The organism is Hymenobacter wooponensis, from assembly GCF_004745865.1.
GTDB classification, from domain to species: Bacteria; Bacteroidota; Bacteroidia; order Cytophagales; family Hymenobacteraceae; genus Hymenobacter; species Hymenobacter wooponensis.
The window spans coordinates 603,818-626,435 of record NZ_SRKZ01000004.1; the positions used below are offsets into that span (position 1 = coordinate 603,818).

23 protein-coding genes are annotated in these 22,618 nt (G+C 56.9%); 10 read left to right on the forward strand and 13 right to left on the reverse strand.

The features are described 5' to 3' along the window. Positions 1 to 158: 158 nt before the first annotated feature. Complete coding sequence (locus EU557_RS16145; RefSeq protein WP_135531488.1) at positions 159 to 491, forward strand: tRNA-binding protein; 333 nt, start codon at positions 159 to 161, stop codon at positions 489 to 491. 5 nt (positions 492 to 496) lie between these two features. Here the strand turns inward: EU557_RS16145 and EU557_RS16150 are convergent, their stop codons facing one another. Then, a complete protein-coding gene (locus EU557_RS16150) occupies positions 497 to 865 on the reverse strand; it encodes a DUF4296 domain-containing protein (RefSeq protein WP_135531489.1) in 369 nt (122 codons plus the stop codon). 38 nt (positions 866 to 903) lie between these two features. On the opposite strand from EU557_RS16150, the gene EU557_RS16155 reads away from it, so the two are divergent. The 5 genes from EU557_RS16155 to EU557_RS16175 all read left to right on the forward strand — a co-directional run bounded on the left by EU557_RS16155 (position 904) and on the right by EU557_RS16175 (position 5,566). Further along, positions 904 to 1,806 (forward strand): DUF58 domain-containing protein, encoded by a 903-nt coding sequence (locus EU557_RS16155; RefSeq protein ID WP_135531490.1) that lies wholly within the window; start codon positions 904 to 906, stop codon positions 1,804 to 1,806. A gap of 70 nt (positions 1,807 to 1,876) precedes the next feature. Further along, entirely contained in the window at positions 1,877 to 2,740 is an 864-nt protein-coding gene (locus EU557_RS16160; protein ID WP_135531491.1) for a hypothetical protein, read from the forward strand. A gap of 116 nt (positions 2,741 to 2,856) precedes the next feature. After that, complete coding sequence (locus EU557_RS16165; RefSeq protein ID WP_135531492.1) at positions 2,857 to 3,906, forward strand: VWA domain-containing protein; 1,050 nt, start codon at positions 2,857 to 2,859, stop codon at positions 3,904 to 3,906. 483 nt (positions 3,907 to 4,389) lie between these two features. Then, complete coding sequence (locus EU557_RS16170; RefSeq protein ID WP_135531493.1) at positions 4,390 to 5,055, forward strand: YggS family pyridoxal phosphate-dependent enzyme; 666 nt, start codon at positions 4,390 to 4,392, stop codon at positions 5,053 to 5,055. A 133-nt stretch (positions 5,056 to 5,188) separates the two neighbouring features. Then, positions 5,189 to 5,566, forward strand: a complete 378-nt coding sequence (locus EU557_RS16175) for a DUF423 domain-containing protein (RefSeq protein WP_135531494.1) — start codon at positions 5,189 to 5,191, stop codon at positions 5,564 to 5,566. A 6-nt stretch (positions 5,567 to 5,572) separates the two neighbouring features. On the opposite strand, the gene EU557_RS16180 is transcribed toward EU557_RS16175, so the two are convergent. The 8 genes from EU557_RS16180 to EU557_RS16215 form a co-directional block, all read right to left on the reverse strand. After that, positions 5,573 to 6,487 carry a helix-turn-helix domain-containing protein gene (locus EU557_RS16180; RefSeq protein ID WP_135531495.1) on the reverse strand — a complete coding sequence of 305 codons (915 nt, stop codon included), beginning with the start codon at positions 6,485 to 6,487 and terminating at the stop codon, positions 5,573 to 5,575. Positions 6,488 to 6,491: 4 nt separating this feature from the next. Beyond that, a complete protein-coding gene (locus tag EU557_RS16185; protein WP_135531496.1) occupies positions 6,492 to 7,385 on the reverse strand; it encodes an alpha/beta hydrolase family protein in 894 nt (297 codons plus the stop codon). 54 nt (positions 7,386 to 7,439) lie between these two features. Further along, the gene (locus EU557_RS16190; RefSeq protein ID WP_135531497.1) at positions 7,440 to 8,441 is read right to left on the reverse strand and encodes an aldo/keto reductase; all 1,002 of its coding nucleotides are present in this window, start codon (positions 8,439 to 8,441) and stop codon (positions 7,440 to 7,442) included. 129 nt (positions 8,442 to 8,570) lie between these two features. Next, positions 8,571 to 9,623 (reverse strand): aldo/keto reductase, encoded by a 1,053-nt coding sequence (locus tag EU557_RS16195; RefSeq protein ID WP_135531498.1) that lies wholly within the window; start codon positions 9,621 to 9,623, stop codon positions 8,571 to 8,573. Between the two features lie 486 nt (positions 9,624 to 10,109). Next, positions 10,110 to 10,652: a DUF1573 domain-containing protein gene (locus EU557_RS16200; protein ID WP_135531499.1), complete on the reverse strand. Its 543-nt coding sequence runs from the start codon at positions 10,650 to 10,652 to the stop codon at positions 10,110 to 10,112. Positions 10,653 to 10,823: 171 nt separating this feature from the next. Next, positions 10,824 to 12,248: an ATP-dependent DNA helicase gene (locus tag EU557_RS16205; protein ID WP_135531500.1), complete on the reverse strand. Its 1,425-nt coding sequence runs from the start codon at positions 12,246 to 12,248 to the stop codon at positions 10,824 to 10,826. Positions 12,249 to 12,347: 99 nt separating this feature from the next. Then, on the reverse strand, positions 12,348 to 14,567 hold the full coding sequence (locus EU557_RS16210; protein WP_167855239.1) for an ATP-binding protein: 2,220 nt from the start codon (positions 14,565 to 14,567) through the stop codon (positions 12,348 to 12,350). Positions 14,568 to 14,668: 101 nt separating this feature from the next. Further along, on the reverse strand, positions 14,669 to 15,118 hold the full coding sequence (locus EU557_RS16215; protein ID WP_135531502.1) for a PaaI family thioesterase: 450 nt from the start codon (positions 15,116 to 15,118) through the stop codon (positions 14,669 to 14,671). Positions 15,119 to 15,251: 133 nt separating this feature from the next. Between EU557_RS16215 and EU557_RS16220 the strand changes: the two genes are divergently transcribed. The 3 genes from EU557_RS16220 to coaD all read left to right on the forward strand — a co-directional run bounded on the left by EU557_RS16220 (position 15,252) and on the right by coaD (position 17,356). Further along, on the forward strand, positions 15,252 to 15,767 hold the full coding sequence (locus tag EU557_RS16220) for an NUDIX domain-containing protein (RefSeq protein WP_135531503.1): 516 nt from the start codon (positions 15,252 to 15,254) through the stop codon (positions 15,765 to 15,767). Between the two features lie 165 nt (positions 15,768 to 15,932). Further along, positions 15,933 to 16,799: a DUF3822 family protein gene (locus EU557_RS16225; protein WP_135531504.1), complete on the forward strand. Its 867-nt coding sequence runs from the start codon at positions 15,933 to 15,935 to the stop codon at positions 16,797 to 16,799. Between the two features lie 86 nt (positions 16,800 to 16,885). Then, positions 16,886 to 17,356 (forward strand): pantetheine-phosphate adenylyltransferase, encoded by a 471-nt coding sequence (coaD, locus tag EU557_RS16230; protein ID WP_135531505.1) that lies wholly within the window; start codon positions 16,886 to 16,888, stop codon positions 17,354 to 17,356. 41 nt (positions 17,357 to 17,397) lie between these two features. On the opposite strand, the gene EU557_RS16235 is transcribed toward coaD, so the two are convergent. The 4 genes from EU557_RS16235 to EU557_RS16250 form a co-directional block, all read right to left on the reverse strand. Beyond that, positions 17,398 to 17,889, reverse strand: a complete 492-nt coding sequence (locus tag EU557_RS16235) for a hypothetical protein (RefSeq protein WP_135531506.1) — start codon at positions 17,887 to 17,889, stop codon at positions 17,398 to 17,400. Between the two features lie 17 nt (positions 17,890 to 17,906). Next, positions 17,907 to 18,608 carry an NUDIX hydrolase gene (locus tag EU557_RS16240; RefSeq protein WP_135531507.1) on the reverse strand — a complete coding sequence of 234 codons (702 nt, stop codon included), beginning with the start codon at positions 18,606 to 18,608 and terminating at the stop codon, positions 17,907 to 17,909. 333 nt (positions 18,609 to 18,941) lie between these two features. Beyond that, positions 18,942 to 19,343 carry a group III truncated hemoglobin gene (locus tag EU557_RS16245; protein WP_135531508.1) on the reverse strand — a complete coding sequence of 134 codons (402 nt, stop codon included), beginning with the start codon at positions 19,341 to 19,343 and terminating at the stop codon, positions 18,942 to 18,944. A gap of 24 nt (positions 19,344 to 19,367) precedes the next feature. Further along, positions 19,368 to 19,856 (reverse strand): hypothetical protein, encoded by a 489-nt coding sequence (locus tag EU557_RS16250; RefSeq protein ID WP_210116069.1) that lies wholly within the window; start codon positions 19,854 to 19,856, stop codon positions 19,368 to 19,370. 215 nt (positions 19,857 to 20,071) lie between these two features. Here EU557_RS16250 and EU557_RS16255 point away from each other — a divergent pair, with 215 nt between their 5' ends. Continuing rightward, positions 20,072 to 22,498 carry a heavy metal translocating P-type ATPase gene (locus tag EU557_RS16255; RefSeq protein WP_245326293.1) on the forward strand — a complete coding sequence of 809 codons (2,427 nt, stop codon included), beginning with the start codon at positions 20,072 to 20,074 and terminating at the stop codon, positions 22,496 to 22,498. Positions 22,499 to 22,618: the final 120 nt, after the last annotated feature.

The window sequence follows — 22,618 nt, forward strand, 5'->3', positions numbered from 1 at the left end:
ACTCTAGCACGCCATTCTGACGAAGGAAGTATCTTGTCAGGAACGACTGGCCTAGCATCTCGTGCTTACGTGAGTAGATCCTTCGCTCTGCTCAGGGTGCCATGCGTTTTCGTGCTTTACTTCGCACCTTCACGACTCACTATTTCACCCTTCACCACATGATCACCTGGGCTGACTTTGAACGCGTAGACTTGCGCGTGGGCACCATTCTCGAAGCCCGAGAATTTCCGGCCGCCCGCAAGCCGGCGTATCAGTTAGTAATTGACTTTGGCCCCGAACTCGGCCAGAAAAAGTCTAGCGCGCAAATCACCCACCATTACCAGCTAGCCGAGCTAGTGGGGCGGCAGGTGCTGTGCGTGGTCAACTTTCCGCCCCGGCAGATTGCCAATTTTATGTCGGAGGTGCTGGTAACGGGCGTAGCTGATGCGGAGGGCCACATTGTGCTGACGTCATTTCCGGTACCCGTGCCCAACGGCAGCCGCCTGATATAAGTGGCCTACGGGAGTTCGGGCTTCACGCCAAACTTCTCTTCGCGCTTGCCCAGGCTATCAATCACAGTTTTATAGATATCGTCGAGGTCTTTGTCGTGCACGGCGTAGTAGCGGTAACTCTGCTGAAAGGTAGAGTCCGTTACGTCGAAGCGCTTAAACAGGTCCTTTTTCTGCTGCAGAAACAGGGCCCGGGCCGAGTCGGAAGGTAGAGCCGAGGCATCTACCTGCGCCTCCAGAATATGGATGTTAACCAGTAGGCTAACCATCTTCTCCTGGGGAAGCAGCTTGCTTGGGGGCGCCACATCTTCGGGCTTCTGGCACGCCGTAAGAAAGGAACACAGAACCAGTAGCAGACAAAGGAAAGTATTTTTCACAGTCGCAAAGTTAGGAGGAACGCGTAGTTTTAGCCCAAATGAATCCTGCCACTCCTTCTCCCTTCCAATACCTCGTCCGCCGGCTTCGCCAGATGGAAATCCGCATTTTGAAGGCGGTGGACGCGCAGTTGCAGGGAGACTTCCATTCGGTGTTTAAAGGCACTGGCCTAGAGTTCGACGACGTACGGCTTTACCAGTACGGCGACGAAGTGCGGGCCATCGACTGGGCCGTTTCCAGCAAGGGCCACGGCACCTTCGTGAAGACCTACAAGGAAGAACGCGAACAGCAGGTGCTTTTGTTGCTCGATGTGAGCGGCTCGCAGCAAGTGGGCGCTGCCAACCGCCGTAAGATTGACGTGGGCCGTGAGATTTGCGGGGTACTGGCGCTGGCCGCCGCTCGGCAGGATGCGCAACTGGGCATCCTGGCCTTTTCAGATCAGAAGGAGTTTTACTTACCTCCGGGCAAAGGTATTCGGCACGCCTATGCTCTTATTAAGCGCCTGTTTTCGTTGGAGCCGCAGAGCCGCCAAACAGCCGTGGGTGCCGGCATCAAGCAGGCGCTAGGCCTGTTAAAGCGCCGCACCATTGTACTGCTGATATCGGATTTCATTGACACCAACTACGAGCGGGAGCTGACCATGCTGGCCCGCAAGCACGACCTGGTAGTGCTGCAGCTCTTGGATCAGCGGGAGCGGGAGTTTCCGCCCCTGGGCATCATCCCGCTCCACGATCAGGAGTCGGGCCGCACAGTGTGGGTCAATACTTCCTCCGAAGCTTTCCGGGCGCGTTACCGGGCCACCTACGAGCTCAACCGCGAGCAGATTGGCCAGATCTGCCGACGGCACCGTACTGAATACCTTTCCATTGCTACCGATACTGATTTCATACCGCAGCTGGTTCGGCTGTTTCGGCGGCGCAACCAACGGGGCAGCCGTGGGTAAGGCGCAAGCTAGGCGGTTAGCACGCTGGGCGGCTTGGCTAGGCCTGTACTTGTTGCCTTGCTTAACGGCAATGGCTCAAGCGCCACCCGATACCCTACCCCAAGGCCGCTTTCTGCGGCCCGAGGCCCGGGTAGGTGAGCTAGTGGAGTACGAGCTGCGCTATGAGCATGCCCCTGGCCTAGAGGTCATCTTTCCTGACTCGGCGGCAAACTATGAGCCGTTTGAGTTCGTGGGCAAGCGCTACTCTCCCACCCGCACGCGCAAAGGCCGCAGCCTCGACCGAACCGTGTACCGGCTGCGCACCTTCTCCCTCGACTCAGTGCAGCGCCTGAGCTTGCCTGTTACAGTGCTTCGCGGCCCCGATACCCTGGCTATTTCCTCGGTGCCCGCGCAGCTACGTCTGGTGCGCACTGCCCCGCCCGTGGTGCCGGGGCAGGTGCCTAATCTGCGCCAAAACCTCAGCCTGCAGCCCGTAGAGCCACAGTTCAATTATCCCTACTGGCTTGCGGGGGCGGCTTTGCTACTGGCGGTGGCCGGCGGCGTGGTGCTAGGGTTTCGGCGCAAGCTGCGCCTGCGCTACCGCCGCTACCGCCTGCGCAAAAACCACGCGTACTTCCTGGCCCAATATGCGCGCCATGTGGAGCGTTTCACGCTTTCCCGCTCGCTTACCAACATGGAGCGCGCTATCACGCTGTGGAAGAACTACCTCTCCAACCTCGAAAACAACGCCATCAACAGCCTCACCACCCGCGAAATTGTGGCGCATTACCAAAACGATTCCGACGTGCGCCTAGCCCTAAGCCTCGCCGACCGAGTAATTTATGGCAACCAGTTTTCAGAGGATGATACGGAAACCGATTTGGCCTTTGTACTGCTCCGCGACTTTGCCGACCGGCAGTATGAACGCGTAGTGACGAAGATGGTGCAGCCGTAACCGCCATTTCTCAGCTTTAATACGCCTTGCTCTTGTCTGTATTCAGTGCACGCCTTCAGCCGTGATTCCAGCTGATTCAGACTACTTTTGCGCCTTCCGCCTCTCCCGCTTCCCTCATGCAACAACTTTGGCAGCAGCTGTTCGCCCCCATTCTGGATAGTGTGCGCTACGCCACGCTCGCCAGCTACACCTGGGCTGAGCCGCGCTTGCTGCTACTGCTACCGTTTGTGCCGTTGCTGTTTGTGGCGCGCTGGGTGCTAGCCCACCGCCGCCGTTCGCGGTTAGGCGTGGCGTTTGTGCGGGGGCAAATCCCGCGCGACTGGAGCACGCTGCTGCGTTTCTTGCCCGATGTGGTGCTGGCCCTCAGCCTTGGGTTTGCCATTGTAGCCTTAGCCCGCCCTCAGCGCACCGATGAGCGCGTGGTGCAGAATGGCGAGGGCATCGATATTTTGCTGTTGCTGGACGTTTCGGCCTCTATGGAGCTACAGGACCTGCAGCCTAACCGCCTGGAGGCCGCCAAGCGCGTAGCCCGCGACTTTATTGCGGGCCGCCAGGGTGACCGAATTGGTCTGGTGGTGTTTGCCGGTGATGCTTACTCTCTAGCGCCCCTCACTACCGACTACGAACTGCTGCGCGACAACCTACGGGATATCCGGCTGGGGATGATTGCCAATGATGGCACCGCCATCGGGACGGCGCTGGGCGTAGCTACCAACCGACTGCGCAGTTCTCGCTCGCGCTCCAAAGTGTGCATCCTGATATCAGATGGGGAGAATACAGCTGGTAGCCTCGACCCGCTGACGGCTGCCCAACTGGCTCACGCCTACGGACTGAAAATCTATACCATAGGCCTAGGCCAGGATGGCATAGTGCCCTACGGCAAAGACGAAAATGGCCGCCCCCGCTACGTAGAAACCCGCCTCGACGAAACCACCATGCGCCAAATTGCGCAGGCTGGAGAAGGGCAGTTCTTCCGGGCCACCGACAATGCCGGCCTTTCACAAGTGTTTCGGCGCATCAATCGGTACGAGAAATCAGAAATCAAGCAGACCCGTTACCGCAACACCAAAGACTATTACCGGATTTACCTGTTCTGGTCTCTGGGGCTCTGGCTGCTCTGGCTAGGCCTCAAAAACACCTTCCTTACCAACGCGTTGGAGGATTAAGCAAACGTTTTGATATTTAGTCAAATCTGTTAACAATGATCATTTTTAATTATTTATTTTATAGAATGACAAGGACATTTTTAGCTTCACCCCGAATATATCCTTTGACATTTATAACATTAATTGAAACCTTCTTATTTGTTGCAATTACTCAACGCTTATTTTCTCTTCTAAATATTCAATATATATCACTTGGCTCAAGTCCGGTCGGATTGGTGAAAATATATTGGGGTTGCTTAACAATGATTTTATATACAGCCAATTTCTTCTACTATTCGGAATCAAGAATAGAGAAACTAGAATTGAGATGGTCACTTGATTCAGCAGCAACAAAAAGAAGAAAATCATTTTTATCTTTATTAATAATTTTTATCATATTTTATCTATCGATTGCACCCTTTATTAATTTAAGAATAGTCTCTAATTAGATATAATTAACTCCAACTAAATTATCCACACACTAAAACATCAACACATCTTGGGATGTCCATAGCCGATAATATTCACCGGATTCAGCAGGAGCTTACGGGTACTTCCGCCAAGCTGGTAGCTGTCACGAAAACGCACCCCGTAGAACTGCTGCAGGAGGCCTACGATGCCGGTAGCCGCATTTTTGGCGAGAACCGCGTGCAGGAGATGGCCGCTAAGCAACCAGAGCTACCCGCCGATGTAGAGTGGCACCTCATTGGCCACCTGCAAACCAACAAGGTGAAATACATAGCGCCCTTTGTGCACACCATTCAGAGCCTCGATAGCCTGAAGCTGCTGCAGGAAGTAGAGAAGCAGGCCGCCCGCTACCAGCGTGAAATCAGGGGGTTGCTGCAGTTTCATATTGCCAAGGAGGAAACTAAAACCGGCCTGTCCTTGGCGGAAGCCGAGGAGATCCTGCAGTCAGCAGAGTTCCGGGCCATGCGCCACGTTCGGCTAGCCGGCGTGATGGGCATTGCCACTAATACTTCCGACGAGCATCAGTTGCGCCGCGAATTCCGAGAGCTGCGCGGCTACTTCGATAAGCTAAAGTCCTTGTACTTCGCTGAAGATGACGCGTTCCGGGAGGTATCTATGGGCATGAGCTCTGACTACCGGCTGGCGCTGCAAGAGGGCAGCACACTCATTCGGGTAGGCAGCGCTATTTTTGGCGCCCGGTAACCTGCCATGCCGACCGCAAGGAGGAATCTGGGTTATCCTATGATGGCTTGACCCAGGTTCCTCCCTGCCGCGGCGGCTTGACAAATGGCCTAGGCCACTCCCTCTCAACTCCAACTTATAACACCCTTACCGCATGACGGCGAAAGTAATTCTTCAACTGGCGGCCCTGCTGGGTGCCCTAGGCGTAGGCATTGGCGCATTTGGTGCGCATGGCTTGCGCAATATTCTAGAAGCCTCCGGCCGCTTTGATACCTTTGAAACAGCCGTGCGCTACCAGTTTTATCATGCCTTGGCATTGCTGGCCATTGGCATTTTGTACCACGTGCGCCCCGAGCTGCGCGGGCTGGGCACCACGGCGTGGCTGTGGCTGGGCGGTATCATCGTATTCAGCGGCTCGCTGTACGTACTCTGCCTCACGGGCATCACCAAGCTGGGCGCCATCACCCCCATTGGCGGCCTCCTGTTCATTGCCGGCTGGATTACCCTGCTACTGGCCGCTCGCCAACTCTAGGCCACTCTACTGCGCTGAGAAGCGGAAAGCCGCCGGCGTAAGTCCCGTTTTGCTCTTGAACAGGCGGGTAAAATACTGCGGATACTCGAAGCCCAGCTGAAACGCCGTTTCGTTGATGGTGAGCGAGGTACCCAGCAGCAGCTGCTTGGCTTTGTTAATTAGGGCTTGATGTATGTGCTGCTGGGTATTCTGGCCGGTCAGGGCCCGCAGCATATCACTGAGGTAAGCGGGCGACACATGCAGCGCATCGGCGAAGTACTGCACGGTGGGCAGCGGGTGCTCTTCTCCCTGCCCGAAGTAAGCGTTCAACTGCTCCTCAAAGCGCGTGAGCAGGTCGTGCTCCGCCGGGCGGCGCGTCAAGAACTGCCGGTGATAGAAGCGGTTGGCGTAGCTGAGCAGCACTTCCAGCTGCGACACCAGCACGTCCTGGCTAAAAGCATCAATGGGCTGCTCGCACTCCCGGCGGATGTTTTCGATGAGCCCAACCAGCATATCTTCTTCGCGGGCGGCCAAGTGTAATGCCTCATGCACTTGGTAAGAGAAGAACCCGTAGGTGGCCATCTTCTTGCCGAGTGGGTACTTGTGCAGCAAATCGGGGTGAAAAATCAGCATCCAGCCCGTTATCTCCGAGATGTCAATGGTGTCATTTGCCTCACACATCTGCCCCGGCGCATAGAAAGCCAGTACCCCATCGTTGAAATCGTAAGCCTGGCGCCCATAGTGAATAACTCCTTTCAAGTTTTTCTTGAGGGCGATAATATATAGCTGCCGTAAGGCAGGCATGGTGGGCGGTATCAGATGGCGCGTCTTCTCCAGATCAACAACCGCCAGCAACGGATGCACCGGACTCGGGAAGCCGAAATGTTGCGTGAATTCTGAAACGGACTCCAGCAGGCGAAATTCTTTGGCGGGTTGTTTCATATGGCTAATTCGGGTTACTAGAGAGAAAACGCGACAGAAAGGCTAACACCTCCGGGTACAGTTCCTCGTGAAAGCGCCCCCGGTCGAAGCCAGGTGGATCTTGTGAAGGGGGAAACGCTGGGCTCACCCGGGCCGGTGGAAATGGGCTCAGAAAGGAAAAGTGGCCGGCATTATGTATTACCCGCCAGGTCACTTGCTCTGCATCGGGCACGCCCCGCAACACTAGCTGAGCGTGAGCCGGTGGTGTGTGCTCATCCTGCTCACCCACGAGCAGCAACATAGGTAGGTGCACTTGCTGCAAGCTACCCGCCGCCTCAAACCATGGCACGGCCGGGGCCAGCAGTACCACGGCTTTCACACGCTCATCAGCAGGCGGAGTTGGGATAGGATGGCGTTGCCCATCTGGCGTACCATGGGGGCCAGCAACGGGCTGCCCCCCCAGCAGGGCCAAGGCCGTGTACGCGCCCAAGGAGTGCCCAATAAGTGCCACCTTACCAGGCTGGAGGGCCGGCGCAAACCGTGGGTCATGAGTTAGCTGGTCGATAGCTAGTTGCAGATGACGAGGCCGGGCTACGAGGTTTTGCAGAGTATTGGCCCAGCTGTTATCGTCGCGGTTGTTATGGGGGTGCTCTAGTAGGCCTACCACGTAACCATGCCGCGCCAAGTAGTGGGCCAAGTTGCGATGCACTAGCCCAGAACTGCCGGTACCATGCGAGATGAGCACCAGCGGATATGGCTTGTCTATGATTGGGGCATCCGGCGCCACATCTAGCTGGTACAGGCCAACAGGTACTAGCTGCCCTGGCGTGCGCGTGGGGTAGAGCACTGCCACCGGAAACGTCAGTTCTAGCTGCGTATCGGTTACTATTACCGCGCAATAACCTACGGAGTCTGCCATTATTCAGGAATCAATGCAGCTAAGTAAGCTATTGCGCGGTAAATGCAGCCGTTGTTACAAGCCCTCTGGGTACGCCTCTCCTACTGAGCTGCCCACGGGCATGATGGCGTCTAGCTCCGTTAGCTCACTGCTGGTAAGCTGAATATCGGCTGCCGCGATATTAGCCTCCAGGTATTTTCGGCGCTTGGTGCCCGGAATGGCCACCACGCCCTGAGCTAGTACCCAGGCCAATGCTAACTGCGCCGTAGTTACGCCCTTGTCGTGGGCCAGCGTTTGAAGCTTTTCAACCAAGGCCAAGTTCTTGTAAAAATTTTCGCCCTGGTAGCGCGGGAAGAACCGGCGCGAGTCATTGGGCTCAAAGTCGTCGGGCGTTTTGATTTCGCTCGATAGAAAGCCTCGGCCCAGTGGTGAATACCCCACGAAGCCAATGCCCAGGTTTCGCGCTGCTTGCAGCACCCCGTTCTCCTCCACGCCACGGTCAAAGAGGGAGTACTCCGTTTGCAGGGCCGTGATGGGGTGCACGGCATGCCCACGCTGCAGAATATCAGCCGACACTTCCGACAGGCCTAGGTAACGCACTTTGCCTTCTTCAACTAAGCGGCTCATGGCTCCTATTGTTTCTTCAATCGGCGTATTTGGGTCGAGGCGGTGCAGGTAATACAGGTCCACGTACTCGGTGCCGAGGTTGCGCAACGAGCGTTCAATAGACTTGCGCACGTATTCTGGGCGGCCGTTGTAGCGTCCAGGTCCGGCCCAAGCTTCATTGTCGTCTATTTCAAAGCCAAACTTGGTAGCCAGAATTACCTCTTGGCGGCGGCCGGCAATGACTTTACCTACCAGGCGCTCATTGAGCATGGGCCCGTACAGGTCGGCGGTGTCTAGCAGGTTTACGCCCAGCTCTAGCGCCCGGTGCAGGGTAGCTAAGCTCTCGGTTTCATCTGCCTGCCCATATACGCTCATGCCGTTTATGCCGCCCGTCATGCCCATGCAGCCTAACCCCTCAACGGGTACTTCCAGCCCTTGGCTTCCCAAGGCTACTTTTTTGATGGTGCTCATACCTATGTTTTCAGAGTGAACTTTGCGTCTAGTTGACCTTACAAAGGTCTGGCAGCTACCCTACGGCGGAGCTATACAAACTGCGGCTTCTGCAATACAAAACGCCGACTGCCGCCGGGCTCTAGGCCACTACCTACCGCCCCCTTGCACCGTGTGCCCCCCAAAAATCCCGCGGTTGACGGCGGGAGTGAAGATGTTATAGGGGAAAGTTGGCTCGAGGGCGCTGGCTTCTTGCAGCTTACCCAAGTGCTCAGCACTCAGGCGCACATCCAGCGCGGCCAAGTTGTCGTGCAGCTGTTGTACCCGGCTGGCTCCGATAATGGGCGAGGTTACGCCGGGCTGGGCCAACACCCACGCCAGGGCCACCTGCGCCAGGGGGCGCTCTGCCTGCTCCGCTACTTGGCGTAGCGCGTCTAGCACCCGCCAGTTGCGCTCTGTAAAGAGCGTATCGCCGAAGGGGTTGGGTCCGCTGAGCCGCCCCTCACCGGTAGCTCCCGTATCTGCGCGCGTATACTTACCAGCCAGAAAGCCAGCCGCTAGGGGGCTCCAGGGCGTAATGCCTAGGCCACTGTTCAGAGCGGCGGGCACGTGCTCATGCTCAATGTTGCGCTCTACCAGCGAGTAGGCCAGCTGCATAGCAATAGGCCCGGGCACCGCGTGGGCAGCCGCCAGAGTAGCGGCCTTGGCAGTGTACCAAGCGGGCATATCAGAGAAGCCAAAGTAGCGGATCTTGCCAGCACGCACTAGGTCGCCTAGTGTTTGCAACACCTCCTCTACTGGCGTCACCATGTCCCACACGTGCAGCCAATACACATCTACATAGTCGGTTTGGAGGCGACGCAGGGAGCCTTCCAGAGCCCGATAAATGTTCTTGCGGCCGTTGCCGCCGGCGTTGGGGTTGCCAGGCTGAGCGTTGAAGCCAAACTTAGTGGCCAGCACCACTTGGTCGCGCAGGTGCCGCTCCTTCATATACCTGCCTACCAGCTCTTCACTACGCCCGCCAGCGTACACATCAGCAGTATCCAGGAAATTGCCACCGGCCTCCACGTAGGCATTAAAGATCTGTTGGGAAACGTCATCGGCTGCCCCCCAACGCGGGGTGCCAAAAGTCATGGTGCCGAGCGCCAAGGGGCTGACCACAAGACCCGAGTGGCCTAGGGTTCGAAAGGAAGTAAGGTTCATAGAGGAAGCGTTAGAAAAAGCCTTTCGCTGACGGAGCAAAAGCCTGCTTCTCAAAGGTCCGCCTCCTTGAGCAACCCAAGACTACACAAACTGCAGTTTCCTCAACACAAAACGAGGCTAGCGCGCCACTTGAATATGTAGGACCATCCTGTTGAGCCGTTCGGGGTATCTCGTGTGCTGATACTTACTGCCCGCGTATGTCCTCCTGATAAAGAAATGGATCTTCTGACGATAAAACGACAGGCCTAGCGCTTCGGCTGACGTTAGAAGATTATTCATCGCCGCTTAACCTGCGGACTGCTCAGGATGACGTGCCAGAATGGTGCTCTAGGCCAGTTTGCCTCCTACTCCAATGCCTAGCGAGACGCCTCAATGAACTCAACCGGACCGCCTTTAGCACGCGTTTCCTAGTATTGCTTGCAAACAAAAAAGGTGGCCTACCACAGTTGGCAGGCCACCTCATTAAGGCGTGAAGAGGAGTGCTTCTTACGAAGACTTCTTCTTCATTTTGATTTTGTTGTCGCTCACTTTGGCTTTCTGCTTGCCGTCCTTCGCGTCCATTTCCGAAGGCGATACAGCAGCGGGAGTTACCGTAGAAGCATCAGCCGAAGCTGAATCTTTCACGTCGCCCACCAGAGAAACCATGGCGTTTCCGCCCACGGAGTTCGACTCAATGGTCAGGACTTTGTTCTGCATGCCCATTTTACCGGCGCTGTTGAACTTAGCCGAGATGGTACCAGTCTTACCGGGCATTACGGGCTCCTTGGTCCAGTCGGGGGTGGTGCAGCCGCAGCTCACGCCAATGTTGGAAATAACCAGCGGCTGGGTGCCTACGTTCTTGAACTTGAAAGTGTGGTCAACTACGTCACCCTGCTTGATGGAGCCGAAGTCGAACTTCATTTCCTCAAACTGGATTTGCGGACCAGCTACTTTGGTCTGGGCATTGGCTGGCTTCACGGCAGCCGTTTGTGCCTGCGCGGCGAAGCCCATCGTGGTCAGCGACAAGGCCAGCAAAAGTACTTTTTTCATAGTCGGAGGAGTTGAGTGCGTTGGAGTAAACAAAAATACGATTTTCAATAGCTGGGGCAAGATGAGTGCCATATTTCTACCCACCCGGTGAAGTTCTTATGAAGCCTAACGGCTAGCGCCCAACGTTGCGTTCCGTGAGGCAAAGCCCCTAACGCAAAAACCCGTTTTCAGTTACTCATTAGGCTCGTCGCCGATGAGTTTGGGGTTGAAGTTGAGCAGAAATAGCTTCTCTGAAGAACGTGTTACGGCCGTGTAAAGCCAGCGGGCAAACTCGCTGTTCACCATGTCTTCCTTCAGGAAACCATGATCCACGAACACGGCCTGCCATTGCCCGCCCTGAGCCTTGTGGCAGGTAAGTGCATAGGCAAACTTCACCTGGAGAGCGTTCAGGAAGGGGTCTTTACGCAGAGCAGCCGTCCGGTCTTTCTTGGTAGTGAGGTGGGCATAATCCTCGTTTACCGCGTCATAGAGGGCCTTGTTCTGGTCACTGGATAGCGCCGGGCTATCGGTGTGCAGGGTATCCAGCAGCAGCTTTACCTCTATATCTGGCTCGTCGGGGTAATCCACGAGGCGCACGCGGGCATCGGCGAAGCGGAAGCCAAACTCCTCGGTGCGCCGGATGATCTTTACCACCTGCACAAAGTCACCGTTGGCCAGGAAGCCAATTTCGGAGTCTTTGGGGAGCCAGTAGTAGTTGTTGCGTACCACCATCAGGTAGTCGCCCGACTCGATTTCATCCTCGGCCTCAAACAGCATGCGCCGGATGTACTGGTTGTACTGGTTGGCGTTTTTGTTGGAGCGGCAGATGATGGTGCTGTTCTCGTGCCCGAAGTTCTTGTAGGCCCACCGTAGGCCATCCTCCAGCTTGTCGCCCTGCATAGCGAAGATATCGGGGTAGCCTTTGGTGTAGAACTGAATGTGGGGTTGCTCCTCGCGCAGCTCTTCGCGTAGCACCGTGGCGTTCATCAGAATCCCCGACTGCTCAGCCTGGCGCATCACCTGGCGCAATTCCACCGACAGCACATCGGCCCGGAAGCGCTGCTGCAGCAAGGCGGGGTCGAGGGCGGGGGAAAGCAGCTGACCTACGGGCGGCAGCTGGGCCGTGTCGCCGATGAGCAGCAGGCGGTTGGTAGGCTTCTCGAATACGTAGTTTATCACGTCGTCGAGCAGACCGTTCTGCCCAAAGGCCTTCTCATCGGAAATCATGGAGGCCTCATCCACGATAAAGAGTGTGTCTTGGGTGCGGTTGGGCTGGCGCTGGAACGTGAGGCCCTGGCTGGGCGTACCGCTGGTTTGGCGGTAGATTTTCTTGTGAATGGTGCTGGCCGCTACCCCCGAGTAGGTGCTCATCACCTTGGCGGCACGGCCGGTGGGCGCCATCAGGGTGTACTTGCGGCCCATCTGATGCAGCCACTGCACTAGGGCACTGACTACGGTAGTCTTACCCGTACCGGCATACCCGCGCAGCACGAAGGCTTTACGGCCGGGCAGCTGATCTTTTAAAAACAGATCTAGCTGCTGAAACAGCAGGGCCTGGTCCTGAGTGGGTTCGTAGGGGAAATAGTCGCGGACGGAGGGAGTTCTGACGGAAAGCATAATGGCGTATTCAGAGGCAACAAAGCTACGCCCCTTTCCGCTCCCTCCCGCCGCCAGATTTTAGGTCATGCCTTTTGCCTGTGGTATTTTGCTATGGGCTTATGCTGGCAGGCGTAGCACAAACTCGGTGTATTGTCCTTCCCTTGACTCAACCACGAGCGTGCCACCGTGAGCTTTCACAATGTCGTGGCTCAGGGAGAGGCCTAGGCCAGTGCCCTCCCCGATGGGCTTGGTGGTGAAGAAGGGCTTAAACGCCTGCTGTTGCACTTCCGGCGACATGCCGCAGCCGTTGTCGCGCACCCGAATTTCTACGCTGCCCGGCAGCTGGCGCGTGCTCACGCTGATGGTGGGCTCATAGGCGTCGGCTTCCGTTTGTCGGCGCTGCTCTACGGCGTAAAAGGCGTTGGTGCAGAGGTTGAGGAGCACTCGCCCCAGATCCTGCGGCACTACGCTCACGAGGGGTAAGTCGGGGGCCAATTCCATAGAGAGCGTCGCCTTGAACTCTGGTTGCTGGGCCTGTTGGCTTTCGTAGGCCAGGTGCAGATTCTCGGTTGCTAGTTCGTTGAGGTCGGTGGCTACGCGCTGGCCAGTGCCCGCCCGGGAGTGGTCTAGCATACCCCGAATGATGGATGAGGCCCGCATGCCATGCTGACTGATTTCCTGAAGGTTTTGCTTCAGGCCCAGCAGAATTTCCTGTTCTAGCCCCGCCCCAGGAGCCTGGCCAGTTTGGTGCATGCCATCTACCATGTTGGTGCTGACCTCCGCAAACTTCTTCATGAAATTCAGAGGATTCTGCAGCTCATGGGCAATTCCAGCCGACAGCTCACCTACAAAAGCCCACTTCTCTGATTGCACCAATTGGTTCTGCGCCTGGCGCAGTTGGGCCAGCGTGCGCCGCTTAATCTGCAACTGCCGGTAGGCCAGTACCCCAAGGCCCGCCGTCAGCACAATAGCAACTCCCGCTACTATCAGTAGCGTGTTGCGCTGCTGAATGCGTACAGCCTGTATAGCCTGGGCTTGCCGCAGGTCGGCAATCTGTGCAAGGCGCGCCTGCTCCTGCCGCTCAGCCTCATACTGGGCCAAATGGTGCGCCCCCTGCGAAGCGTTCAGGGTATCCGTTAGGTTGATGTAAGTCCGGGTATACGACAGGGCCTTTGCTGGCTGCCCCTGCTCATCGTAAAACCGAATGAGTTGCTGCAAATACTTAGGCCGCAGCATGGTGTACTTCACAACGGTAGCCTTGCGGTAGGCCTCCTGCCATCTGGTTTCTGCCTTAGCATGCTCATGGCGAAGGCTGTGGTACTGGGCCCACGCTTCGTCGAGGGGGAACTCACCGGGTCGCCCCGTAATGGGCATCTGCAGGGAGTCGGAGAGGCGTTGCGCCCGTTGGAGAAGCGGTAGTACCGGTTGCGTCTGCTTCTGTTGCAGCAACACGTTGCTCTTCTGTACCAGAGCGTAAGCCGTGTACTCTGCTTTCGTTTCCGTCGTGTGCTCCGCAAAGTATAGGGCTTGGTTAGCATACTGCAGTGCTTTGGGCAATTCACCGATAGCGGCTGATAACCGGCTAATGGCCAATAGAGTATAGAAGCGCTGCAACCCCTGCGTTCCGTAACGCTTTTCCATCTCTACGGCTTGCTGCATATAGGCCATAGCTTTCTGGTTGTTGCCCCAGTCAGCGTAGGCCGAGCCGGCAACGATTAGCTCATTAACCTGAAACTTCCGATCAAACTTCGCAAATAAGTCGGCGGCCCGCAGATAGCAGCTGATGGCGCGGTCATGGTCGCCGCGGTGCCGATAAGACCCGCCTAGCACCAGATAGCAGGCCGCCAGATTTTCCCTGTTGCCGTGGAGTTGGTAGTAATTCAGCTTCTGCTGGAAATAAGCCAAACGCTCGTCTGATTGCTGCAACTGGTTATACAGCGGGGCCAGATCAATTAGTAGGTGTGGTATCGGGTGCTGGGCCTGATCAAACAAGGTTACGGCCCGGTGCATTGCCTCCATTGCCTGGCCTAGGTCTTTACCCTCCAGCCATAATGCCACCCCTTTGCGCAGCTCCCGATACGGAGCGTCAGCGAATAGCTGTGCCCGCTGGTTCAGCTTCAGCAGTTCATCTAGCAGCGGAAGGGCCTCCTGCCGGCGCGGAAGTTCGGTTAGATCCGTGATATCGAGCAGGTGCACTAGTGTACGCAGCCGAGCCGTATCCGCGGATTGCCGCTGCGCCACCTGCTTCAGCGAATCATAAGGCGCCGTCCAATATGCGTGTTGGCCCAGTACGGGTCCGGTAAGCAACAGGCAAAGGGCAGCAAAAATCCATTTCATGAGTAGCATTATCGGCCGTAGCAACAAAGAGGCTGCTACTGCCAGACGACAAGATAGAAGAATCTGCGGGCTATAAGGAGAGTTTTAGCAAGCCGCCACTTCTACTGTTCAACTTGTTTTGCCGATGGGTCCATCACGGCCATGGTAGCCGTGGCTTTAGCAATAAGTAGCTCATCACACCATACTTCTGCCTCACAGAAATGTAGCCGACGACCCGCTTTTAGCACCCAGCCCACGGCCCGTAGCTTTTTACCTACGCCCGGATGCAGGTAACTGGTTTTCAGCTCAACCGTAACAACTCCTTGCCCCTCGGGCACGAGCGTAACGGCCGCAAAGCCCGCTGCCAGGTCGGCCATGGTGGCTACTAGGCCACCGTGTGCAAAACCGCTGTGTTGCTGGTGCTGTTGTTCCAGCATGAGTTCGGCCTCTACCCGGCCGGGCTCAATAAGGGTAAGATCGGCACCAATGAGGTGCATAAAGTGCTGGCGCGTAAGCCGGCGGCGAATTCGGTCCTCCAGCGACTCGGCTGAGGAAGATAAATAGTCACTCATGAGCCCTAAAGATACGGCAGAGACCCTCAGCAACGTTCAGAGCATACTGCTCGCTTTTCGGAAGAAAGTTGAAATTTGCCGTCTTCAATCTTCCCTCCTGTTCTAGTCCCCGACCACCTACCTATTCTACCCTATGGCTGATCCTATCCCTTCCCTGCTGCCCGAACCTGATTTACTACAGGCCTACACGGGGCAAGTGCGCGTGCGCATCTGTGGCCTACTGGTGCGCAATGGGGCGCTGCTCCTTGCTGCTCACCGCGGCCTGCTGCCCCAGGATGCTCCGTTCTGGTCGCCACCCGGCGGGGGCTGGCAGTTTGGGGAGAGCCTGCAACAGTGCCTGCAGCGGGAGTTTGCCGAGGAAACTGGCCTAGCCGTAACGGTGGGCCGCTTTCTGCACCTGCATGAGTTTAAAAGCCCCACCCTACAGGCGCTGGAGCTGTTTTTTGAGGTGTTGCCCCTGGATGAAGATGCCGAGCCCCAGCTAGGCACCGACCCCGAACATAGCGCCGAGGCTCAACTTCTTACGCAGCTGCAGTTTGTGACGCCCCGCCAGCTAGGCCAGTTTCTGCCCACTCAGGTGCACCCCGTGCTACGCGACATCATCAGCACCGACGACGTATTCATTCCCCAGATTCGGTTTCAGCGCTAGCTCGTCTGCGTTGCTAGTGGCCAAGTAAGGTGGGTGGCCTAGCACTAAAGTGCTACACAGTTTGCGGCGGCGCAGCTGGCACTTGCGCGGAGGCTCTGTACCTTTAGCCCAACCTTTAGTTGTTTACCCGTGTCTGCCGATACTCTTGTTTCTTCCGCCGCGCCTATGCTCCACCCTGTTCCCGTTGCTCAGTACCGTCTGCGCGACGAAACCCTGGACCTCTCCAACCTGGCGGCGTATAACCTATACCTTACCGTAGGAGCGGCCGGTTTGCGCATTGGCGTAGCCGATGTTCGGCGCAACAAGTTTGTGGTGCTGGAAGATTATCAAACGACCTCTGATGCTACCTTATCGGGGCAGTTGCAGGCACTGGTGGCCCAACATGATCTGGTAGGCCAGGCTGGCTGGAACAAGGTGCGCCTAGCCGTTCAGAACCGACATTTCACTTTGCTGCCCGCTCCTCTTTTCCGGGCCGGCGACGAAGCTGCCTATCTACGCTTACACCATACGCTGGACCCTCAGCTGGAAACCGTGCACCATTACACGCACGCCAGCCTGGAAGTAGTGAGCCTCTTTGCCGCCGAGAAAGCTCTTACGGAGTGGTTCCTCTCCGCCCACCCCGAAGGGCGTCTGCTGCATCAAACCAGCGCCCTGCTCGAAGGCGTTGTTCACCAGAGTGAGCAGTCGGGGCCCCGCCGCGTGTATCTCAGCATTGGCCACCAGGAAGCTACCCTACTGGCCGTGCGCGACAAGCAGCCCGAATTTTGCAACGTATTTCCGTTTAGCACCCCCGAGGACCTGATTTACTACACCATTCTGGTGATGCAGGAGCTTCAGCTCAACCCCGATCAGGATTCCGTGGTAGTTTGGGGCGACTTGATGCACGACTCAGAGCTGTTCACCATCCTGCGCAAATATATTCGCAACATCCGCTTCGGCAACCGCCCCTTCGACCTGGGCTACAGTTACCGGCTGAATGACGTATTTGAGTACCGCTACTTCGAACTCTACGCCCTGCACCTCTGCGAATAGGTGAAGTAGTAAGTTTGGCGTGCTACAGCACCACCTAGGCTACTTGCTCAACACCTGCACAATTTCACCTTTCCCCACTTCGCCTCATGTCTCGCATTGCTTTGTTTCCCGGCTCTTTTGACCCTTTTACCAATGGGCATCTGGACGTGGTGCGGCGGGGAGTAGCGTTGTTTGACGAGGTGATTATCTCAATTGGCAACAACAGCAGCAAGCAGCGCTACCTGCCCGTTGAGCAGATGATAGCCTTAATTGAGAAGGTGTTCCAAGATGAGCCACGGGTTTCAGTTTGCTCCTACAAAGGGCTAACGGCCGACTTCGCTCGCGAAATTGGGGCTCGGTATCTGCTGCGGGGACTGCGGAATACCACTGATTTCGAGTACGAGAATACCATTGCTCAGGCCAACCGCCACGTCAATTCAGACTTAGAGACAGTGTTCCTGATTACCTCTCCCGCTCTGGCAGCCATTAGCAGCACCATTATTCGCGAAATTCACCGCTTCGGGGGCAACGTCGATGATTTTGTACCCTTCCAGCTGCCTGCCGCCAAAGAACAATAAGGCGTAAGCAGGCTTCTGATACAAGCACTTGCTCTCATGTATCAGTTACGGGCCACAATGCGCAAGCCGGCTACTTTCTCCGAGCTATCCGATTCTGTGAAGGGCAACACGATGTAATGAGGAGAAGTTAAGCTGATGTTGCCCCGCTGCATCAACTCCTCCTCATTTGGGCCTACCAGTACAATGTCCCGCACTTTGCGCGTACGGGCATGAAACGCTACCACAATTGTTTGACCATTATGGTCAAAGGTGTTGATCCACCCTTCCCCGTTGGTAAGCCGAAGCTGCTCGGCCGTGGGCTCTAGCCCTCTTTTGTCAGCGCTGGCTTCGTGAGCGGGGCCGAGCACTTGGCGCAATTCATCAATTGAGAGGCCTATAAGCTGCGCCACGTCTACGGCCACGGGCTGAGCGGACTTAGCAGGACGAGTTTTGACCACAGCCGCAGTTTCTACTGCCGACTGTGTACCCATGCAGCTCACCAAGGCCACTGGCAGTACCCCAAGTAGCACGAATGCGTAACGGTTTAAGCGCATAGGCTATCCGCTTTGTATTACTTGGCAGGCTCCTTATTAGCGGGCGTTTCGCCGGCCACATCGCTGAGGTAATGGCGTACCACTAGCTCAATGCTGGCATACGAGTCGTGGAGCACGGCTAGGGCTTGCTGAGGCGTCATCCAGCGCACTTCCTCAATGTATTCCTCCGCCTGGGGCTTCATCAGCGAGTCGTCGAGGCAACGCATGATGTACCAGTTGGTCTTCTTGAGGATTTTGTTGCCGTTGTAGGCATAGGAGTGCCAAGTGCTGGGCAGCTCTTCGGCCAGCTCCACCTTTATGTTGCACTCTTCCTCCACCTCGCGAAGCGCCCCAATACCAGGGTCTTCCTCTTTTTTGAGCTTACCCTTGGGCAAGTCCCACTTGCCGAGGCGGTAAATCATCAGCACCAGGCCATCCTTCACCACTAGGCCACCAGCGGCCTTCACGATTTTGAATTGGTCTTTGAGGTGCAGAATCAGACGCTTTTTCTTGCGGGCCAGCAGCGTCAGGGACTTCAGCTTTTTCAGCTTTTTCACCTCCATCAGCCGCAGGAGCCGGTCGATGAACACGTCCGTGACGTCGCGCACGAGCACATCACCTACCAGGTCCTTCGAGATAAATTCATCCTCGGGGCCCAGAATCAGGTCGTACTTATGCTTATATATTTTCTCGCTGTTCTTTTTGATAATCAGCGGGATATCGTTGATGAAGACGTTCATCGCGGGGTAATCAGGAGGGGCAAAAGAAAGTCCAGGCGGGTATGCTGCAAAACACAGCATAATTCCCCGAAAAACGAAAACATCTTCCGGGTCGGGCAAGATACGGGATGTAAACCGTTGTGTTGTGCCAGCGGCCCGCTTATGCAGCAGGTGAAGCACATACATTTTACTGACAACCCCAAAGCGCGGTTGTGCGCCGTACATAAGAACGCCATCCTGAGCAAAATACAAGATCTACTTACGCATAAACGAGAAGATATTTCTCTGATCGTTCACGCGAAAAAAGATCCTGGGTTCAGCTCAGGATGACGAGTAAGATACGGAAATGTATGGCTACTGGATAGACAGCGGATTGCGGGCCTGTCGAATTCGAAACTCGAACATGCGAGCAATATTGCCAGCTTTATAGCAGGCTTCGTCGGCTTTGGCGCCGGCAAAATTTTCTCTGACGGTGCTGGTAAACAACCCCAGCCAGCGCTCAAAGTGAGGTAGCGCCACCGGCAGCCCCAGGTGCTTTGGGAAAGGGCGCCCCCGGTAGCGGGTAGTGCCCAGCAGCACACTGCTCCAGAAATCGTACATATTGGGCAAATGCGCCTCCCAGTGTACCTGTGCCACCGTGTTGAAAATGGGGCTCAGCAGCTCATCGGCATTCACCTTATCGTAGAACGTATCTACCAGCCGCTTAATATCGGCCTCAGTTTGGATATCGGAGAGAGCAGTAGGTTCGGCAGACATAGAAGGACAAGAAAATCTGCGGCGCTAGGCCACAGTAGCAGTTTTAGATTGTGGTTCTGGCGCAGTAGTGGCCGTAGCCGCCTGAAATGCCTGGCTGCCGGTTACCAGCAGGGTTAGCAGCTTAAATGCATCGGCCACAATATAGAGCAGGTGCAACTTAGAAGGCGGAGCTTCGTGTCCGGCCAGGAGCATGCCCGCCCGCACATCCAGGGCAGGCAGCAGCCAGAGCGTTTGCAGCAGCAGCACGAAGCCTAACAGGCCTAATCCCAGCCACACGGCACGCGGGGCTCGCAAAATACGCGCCGCCAGCAGGCTTGCCAGCAAGAGCACCAGCTCAACCCGGTTCAGGGCGTGAAATACAACGCGCCCAATACCTACACCCAAGGGGATAGTGATGTGCGGGGCAGTGAACTTCAGCGGAGCTTCCATAAAGGAAATAGCCGCCACCATACCGGCCCACAGAAACAAGGACAGCACCAGTACCAGCGACCAAACAGAACCAGGAGTGCGCATGAGCAGAAACGTTAGGAGATGTTGCCCCACCCTAGCTCTCGCAGCGGGCAAAGAGTGAGGCAATAGGCCTAGGCCACCTTTCAACAACGGCCCAAAGATGCAGGTTCGGGTGCATCTCTTTTGCTGACTATTCTCAATTGAGCTCCTGACATTCGTCATCCATTGGGGTACTGTGGCACCAGACCTTTGAGCTGTTCATCAGTACCTGCCTGCGCGTGCCCATTCTGCTTGCTCCCGAACCTGTTACCCGCACCACCTGCGCCCATTGCGGCGACGAGTGCGCGGATGATGCGCTGATTTCCCACGGTCAGAGCTTCTGCTGTGCCGGCTGCCGTACGGTGTATGAGCTGCTGGCCGAAAACAACCTCTGCTCCTACTATAACGTGAGCGAGCCACAGCCCGGCCAGAAAATACCGGCCGTGGAGCTGCCGGGCCGCTTCGACTACCTCGACTCCGAAACCGTGCAGACTCAGCTGTTGGCCTTCCGCAGCGATACGCGCGCCCGGCTCACGCTCCAGATTCCGCAGATGCACTGCGCCTCTTGCATTTGGCTGCTAGAGCGTCTGTACCAACTCAACCCCGGCGTGCAGGCGTCGCAGGTAAACTTTCTGCGCAAGGAAATAGCCATCAGCTATAACCCCAGCCAAACCACCCTGAAAGAGGTGGTGAAGCTGCTGGCAGCCCTGGGCTACGAGCCCCAGATTACCCTGGCCGAGCTCGGGCCAGCGCAGGCTGCCCCCGACCGTACCATTTACTACCGGCTGGGGCTGGCGGCGTTCTGCTTCGGCAACGTGATGCTGCTGGCCTTCCCCGACTACTTTTCTTTCACGGAGGAGCTAGCTACCAACTTCGGACAGTTCTTTGGCTACCTGAGTTTGCTGCTGGCGCTGCCGGTACTGGCCTACAGCGCGCGCGGCTTCTATGAGTCGGCTTGGCAAGGGCTGCGGCACCGCTACATCAACCTCGATTTTCCCATCAGCCTAGGCCTGTCGGCGCTGTTCCTGACCAGCGTGCACGATATTGTTTCGCACAGCGGCCCCGGCTACCTCGATTCGTTTACGGGCCTAGTGTTCTTCATGCTGATTGGCAAGTGGGCCCAGCAGCACACCTACGACGCCCTGCGCTTCGACCGTGACTTCACCTCCTATTTCCCGGTGGCCGTGACGGTGCTCACGCCGGAGGGCGAGCGAACCACATCGGTAAAGGAGCTGCGCGTGGGCCAGCGGATTCGGGTGCGCCACCAGGAAGTGGTGCCTGCCGATGCCGTGCTGATGCAGGGCGCGGGCCAGATCGACTACAGTTTTGTATCGGGGGAGAGTGAGCCGGTGGCGAAAGTGGCAGGGGAGCTGGTGTATGCGGGCGGCCGGCAGGTGGGCGAAAGCGTGGAGTTGGAAGTAGTCCGCGAAGTATCGCAGGGCTACCTCACTCAGCTCTGGAACAACCCCGTTTTCCAGAAAGCCGAAAAGCAGACGCTAGAAACGTACGCCAACACGGTAGGCCGCTATTTCGTGGCCCTCACGCTGGTGCTGGCCGCTGGTGCCATGCTGTACTGGTACCCCCGCGACCAGCAGATGGCTTTGCGGGCTTTCACCTCGGTGCTGGTTATTGCCTGCCCGTGCGCGCTTTCCCTGGCTACGCCCTTTGCGCTGGGAGCGGCACTCCGGGTATTTGGGCGACGCAACTTCTACCTCAAAAACTCGGCGGTGGCGGAAACGCTGGCCCGCGCCAATACGATTGTGTTTGATAAAACGGGGACGCTCACGGAGGTCTCCCGCTCGCAGGTGGAGTACTACGGCACGCCGCTTACTACTCAGCAGCAGGCCCTGGTGGCTGCCGTGGCCGGCCACTCCACCCACCCCCTCAGCCAGCGTCTGGCCCAAACACTAGGCCACCCCGCCCGCCTGCTGACGGAGTTCCGGGAGGTGCCCGGCCAGGGCGTTTGTGGCGTGATGAACAACGTGCGAGTGAAGCTGGGCTCAGCAGCCTTTGTGGGAGCCAACCCTGCTTCCACAGCTTCGGCGGAAGTTTGTCCGGGGGCATCCCGGGTGTACGTGGCCCTCAATGAGCAGCCTATGGGGTGCTACGTGCTTCTGAACGCTTACCGCCCGGAGCTGCCAAAGGTGCTACAGGAGCTCACTCCATCCTACAACCTGGTGGTGCTTTCCGGCGACAACGATGCCGAGCAGGGCCGCCTGCGGCAGCTGTTCGGGCCTAAGGCAGAGCTCCGGTTCTTTCAGTCGCCGCAAAGCAAGCTTGAATACGTGGCGGAGCTCCAACGCCAGGGCCGCCGCGTGGTTATGCTCGGCGACGGCCTCAACGATGCCGGTGCCCTCCGCCAGGCCGATGTGGGCATTGCTCTTACCGACAAAATCACCCACTTCTCCCCCGCCTGCGACGCCATCTTGGATGCCCGCAGCTTCGGGCAGTTGGGCACCTTCCTGCAATTCTCACGCAGCTGCATGCACATTGTGCTGGCCACGTTCGGGCTGTCGTTTCTCTATAATGGCATCGGCCTTACGCTGGCCGTGCAGGGCCGCTTCACACCCATTGTGTCGGCCATTCTGATGCCCATCAGCTCGCTCAGCGTGATTCTATTTGCCACACTGCTGGTGAAGCTGGCGGCCCGCCGCTGGAAGCTGTAAACCATCTGGTATTGGCAGACCAATTGTAGAGACGCGACACTTCGCGTCTCGGCGTTGAACGACTGGCCTAGAACAGAAGGCTAAACAACATCAGCAATGAGGAGACGCGAAGTGTCGCGT

Coding starts and splice junctions, on each gene's coding strand:
- EU557_RS16145 (WP_135531488.1), top strand. CDS start 159: ATGATCACCTGGGCTGACTTTGAACGCGTAGACTTGCGCGTGGGCACC.
- EU557_RS16155 (WP_135531490.1), top strand. CDS start 904: ATGAATCCTGCCACTCCTTCTCCCTTCCAATACCTCGTCCGCCGGCTT.
- EU557_RS16160 (WP_135531491.1), top strand. CDS start 1,877: ATGGCTCAAGCGCCACCCGATACCCTACCCCAAGGCCGCTTTCTGCGG.
- EU557_RS16165 (WP_135531492.1), top strand. CDS start 2,857: ATGCAACAACTTTGGCAGCAGCTGTTCGCCCCCATTCTGGATAGTGTG.
- EU557_RS16170 (WP_135531493.1), top strand. CDS start 4,390: ATGTCCATAGCCGATAATATTCACCGGATTCAGCAGGAGCTTACGGGT.
- EU557_RS16175 (WP_135531494.1), top strand. CDS start 5,189: ATGACGGCGAAAGTAATTCTTCAACTGGCGGCCCTGCTGGGTGCCCTA.
- EU557_RS16180 (WP_135531495.1), bottom strand. CDS start 6,487: ATGAAACAACCCGCCAAAGAATTTCGCCTGCTGGAGTCCGTTTCAGAA.
- EU557_RS16185 (WP_135531496.1), bottom strand. CDS start 7,385: ATGGCAGACTCCGTAGGTTATTGCGCGGTAATAGTAACCGATACGCAG.
- EU557_RS16190 (WP_135531497.1), bottom strand. CDS start 8,441: ATGAGCACCATCAAAAAAGTAGCCTTGGGAAGCCAAGGGCTGGAAGTA.
- EU557_RS16195 (WP_135531498.1), bottom strand. CDS start 9,623: ATGAACCTTACTTCCTTTCGAACCCTAGGCCACTCGGGTCTTGTGGTC.
- EU557_RS16200 (WP_135531499.1), bottom strand. CDS start 10,652: ATGAAAAAAGTACTTTTGCTGGCCTTGTCGCTGACCACGATGGGCTTC.
- EU557_RS16205 (WP_135531500.1), bottom strand. CDS start 12,248: ATGCTTTCCGTCAGAACTCCCTCCGTCCGCGACTATTTCCCCTACGAA.
- EU557_RS16210 (WP_167855239.1), bottom strand. CDS start 14,567: ATGAAATGGATTTTTGCTGCCCTTTGCCTGTTGCTTACCGGACCCGTA.
- EU557_RS16215 (WP_135531502.1), bottom strand. CDS start 15,118: ATGAGTGACTATTTATCTTCCTCAGCCGAGTCGCTGGAGGACCGAATT.
- EU557_RS16220 (WP_135531503.1), top strand. CDS start 15,252: ATGGCTGATCCTATCCCTTCCCTGCTGCCCGAACCTGATTTACTACAG.
- EU557_RS16225 (WP_135531504.1), top strand. CDS start 15,933: ATGCTCCACCCTGTTCCCGTTGCTCAGTACCGTCTGCGCGACGAAACC.
- coaD (WP_135531505.1), top strand. CDS start 16,886: ATGTCTCGCATTGCTTTGTTTCCCGGCTCTTTTGACCCTTTTACCAAT.
- EU557_RS16235 (WP_135531506.1), bottom strand. CDS start 17,889: ATGCGCTTAAACCGTTACGCATTCGTGCTACTTGGGGTACTGCCAGTG.
- EU557_RS16240 (WP_135531507.1), bottom strand. CDS start 18,608: ATGAACGTCTTCATCAACGATATCCCGCTGATTATCAAAAAGAACAGC.
- EU557_RS16245 (WP_135531508.1), bottom strand. CDS start 19,343: ATGTCTGCCGAACCTACTGCTCTCTCCGATATCCAAACTGAGGCCGAT.
- EU557_RS16250 (WP_210116069.1), bottom strand. CDS start 19,856: ATGCGCACTCCTGGTTCTGTTTGGTCGCTGGTACTGGTGCTGTCCTTG.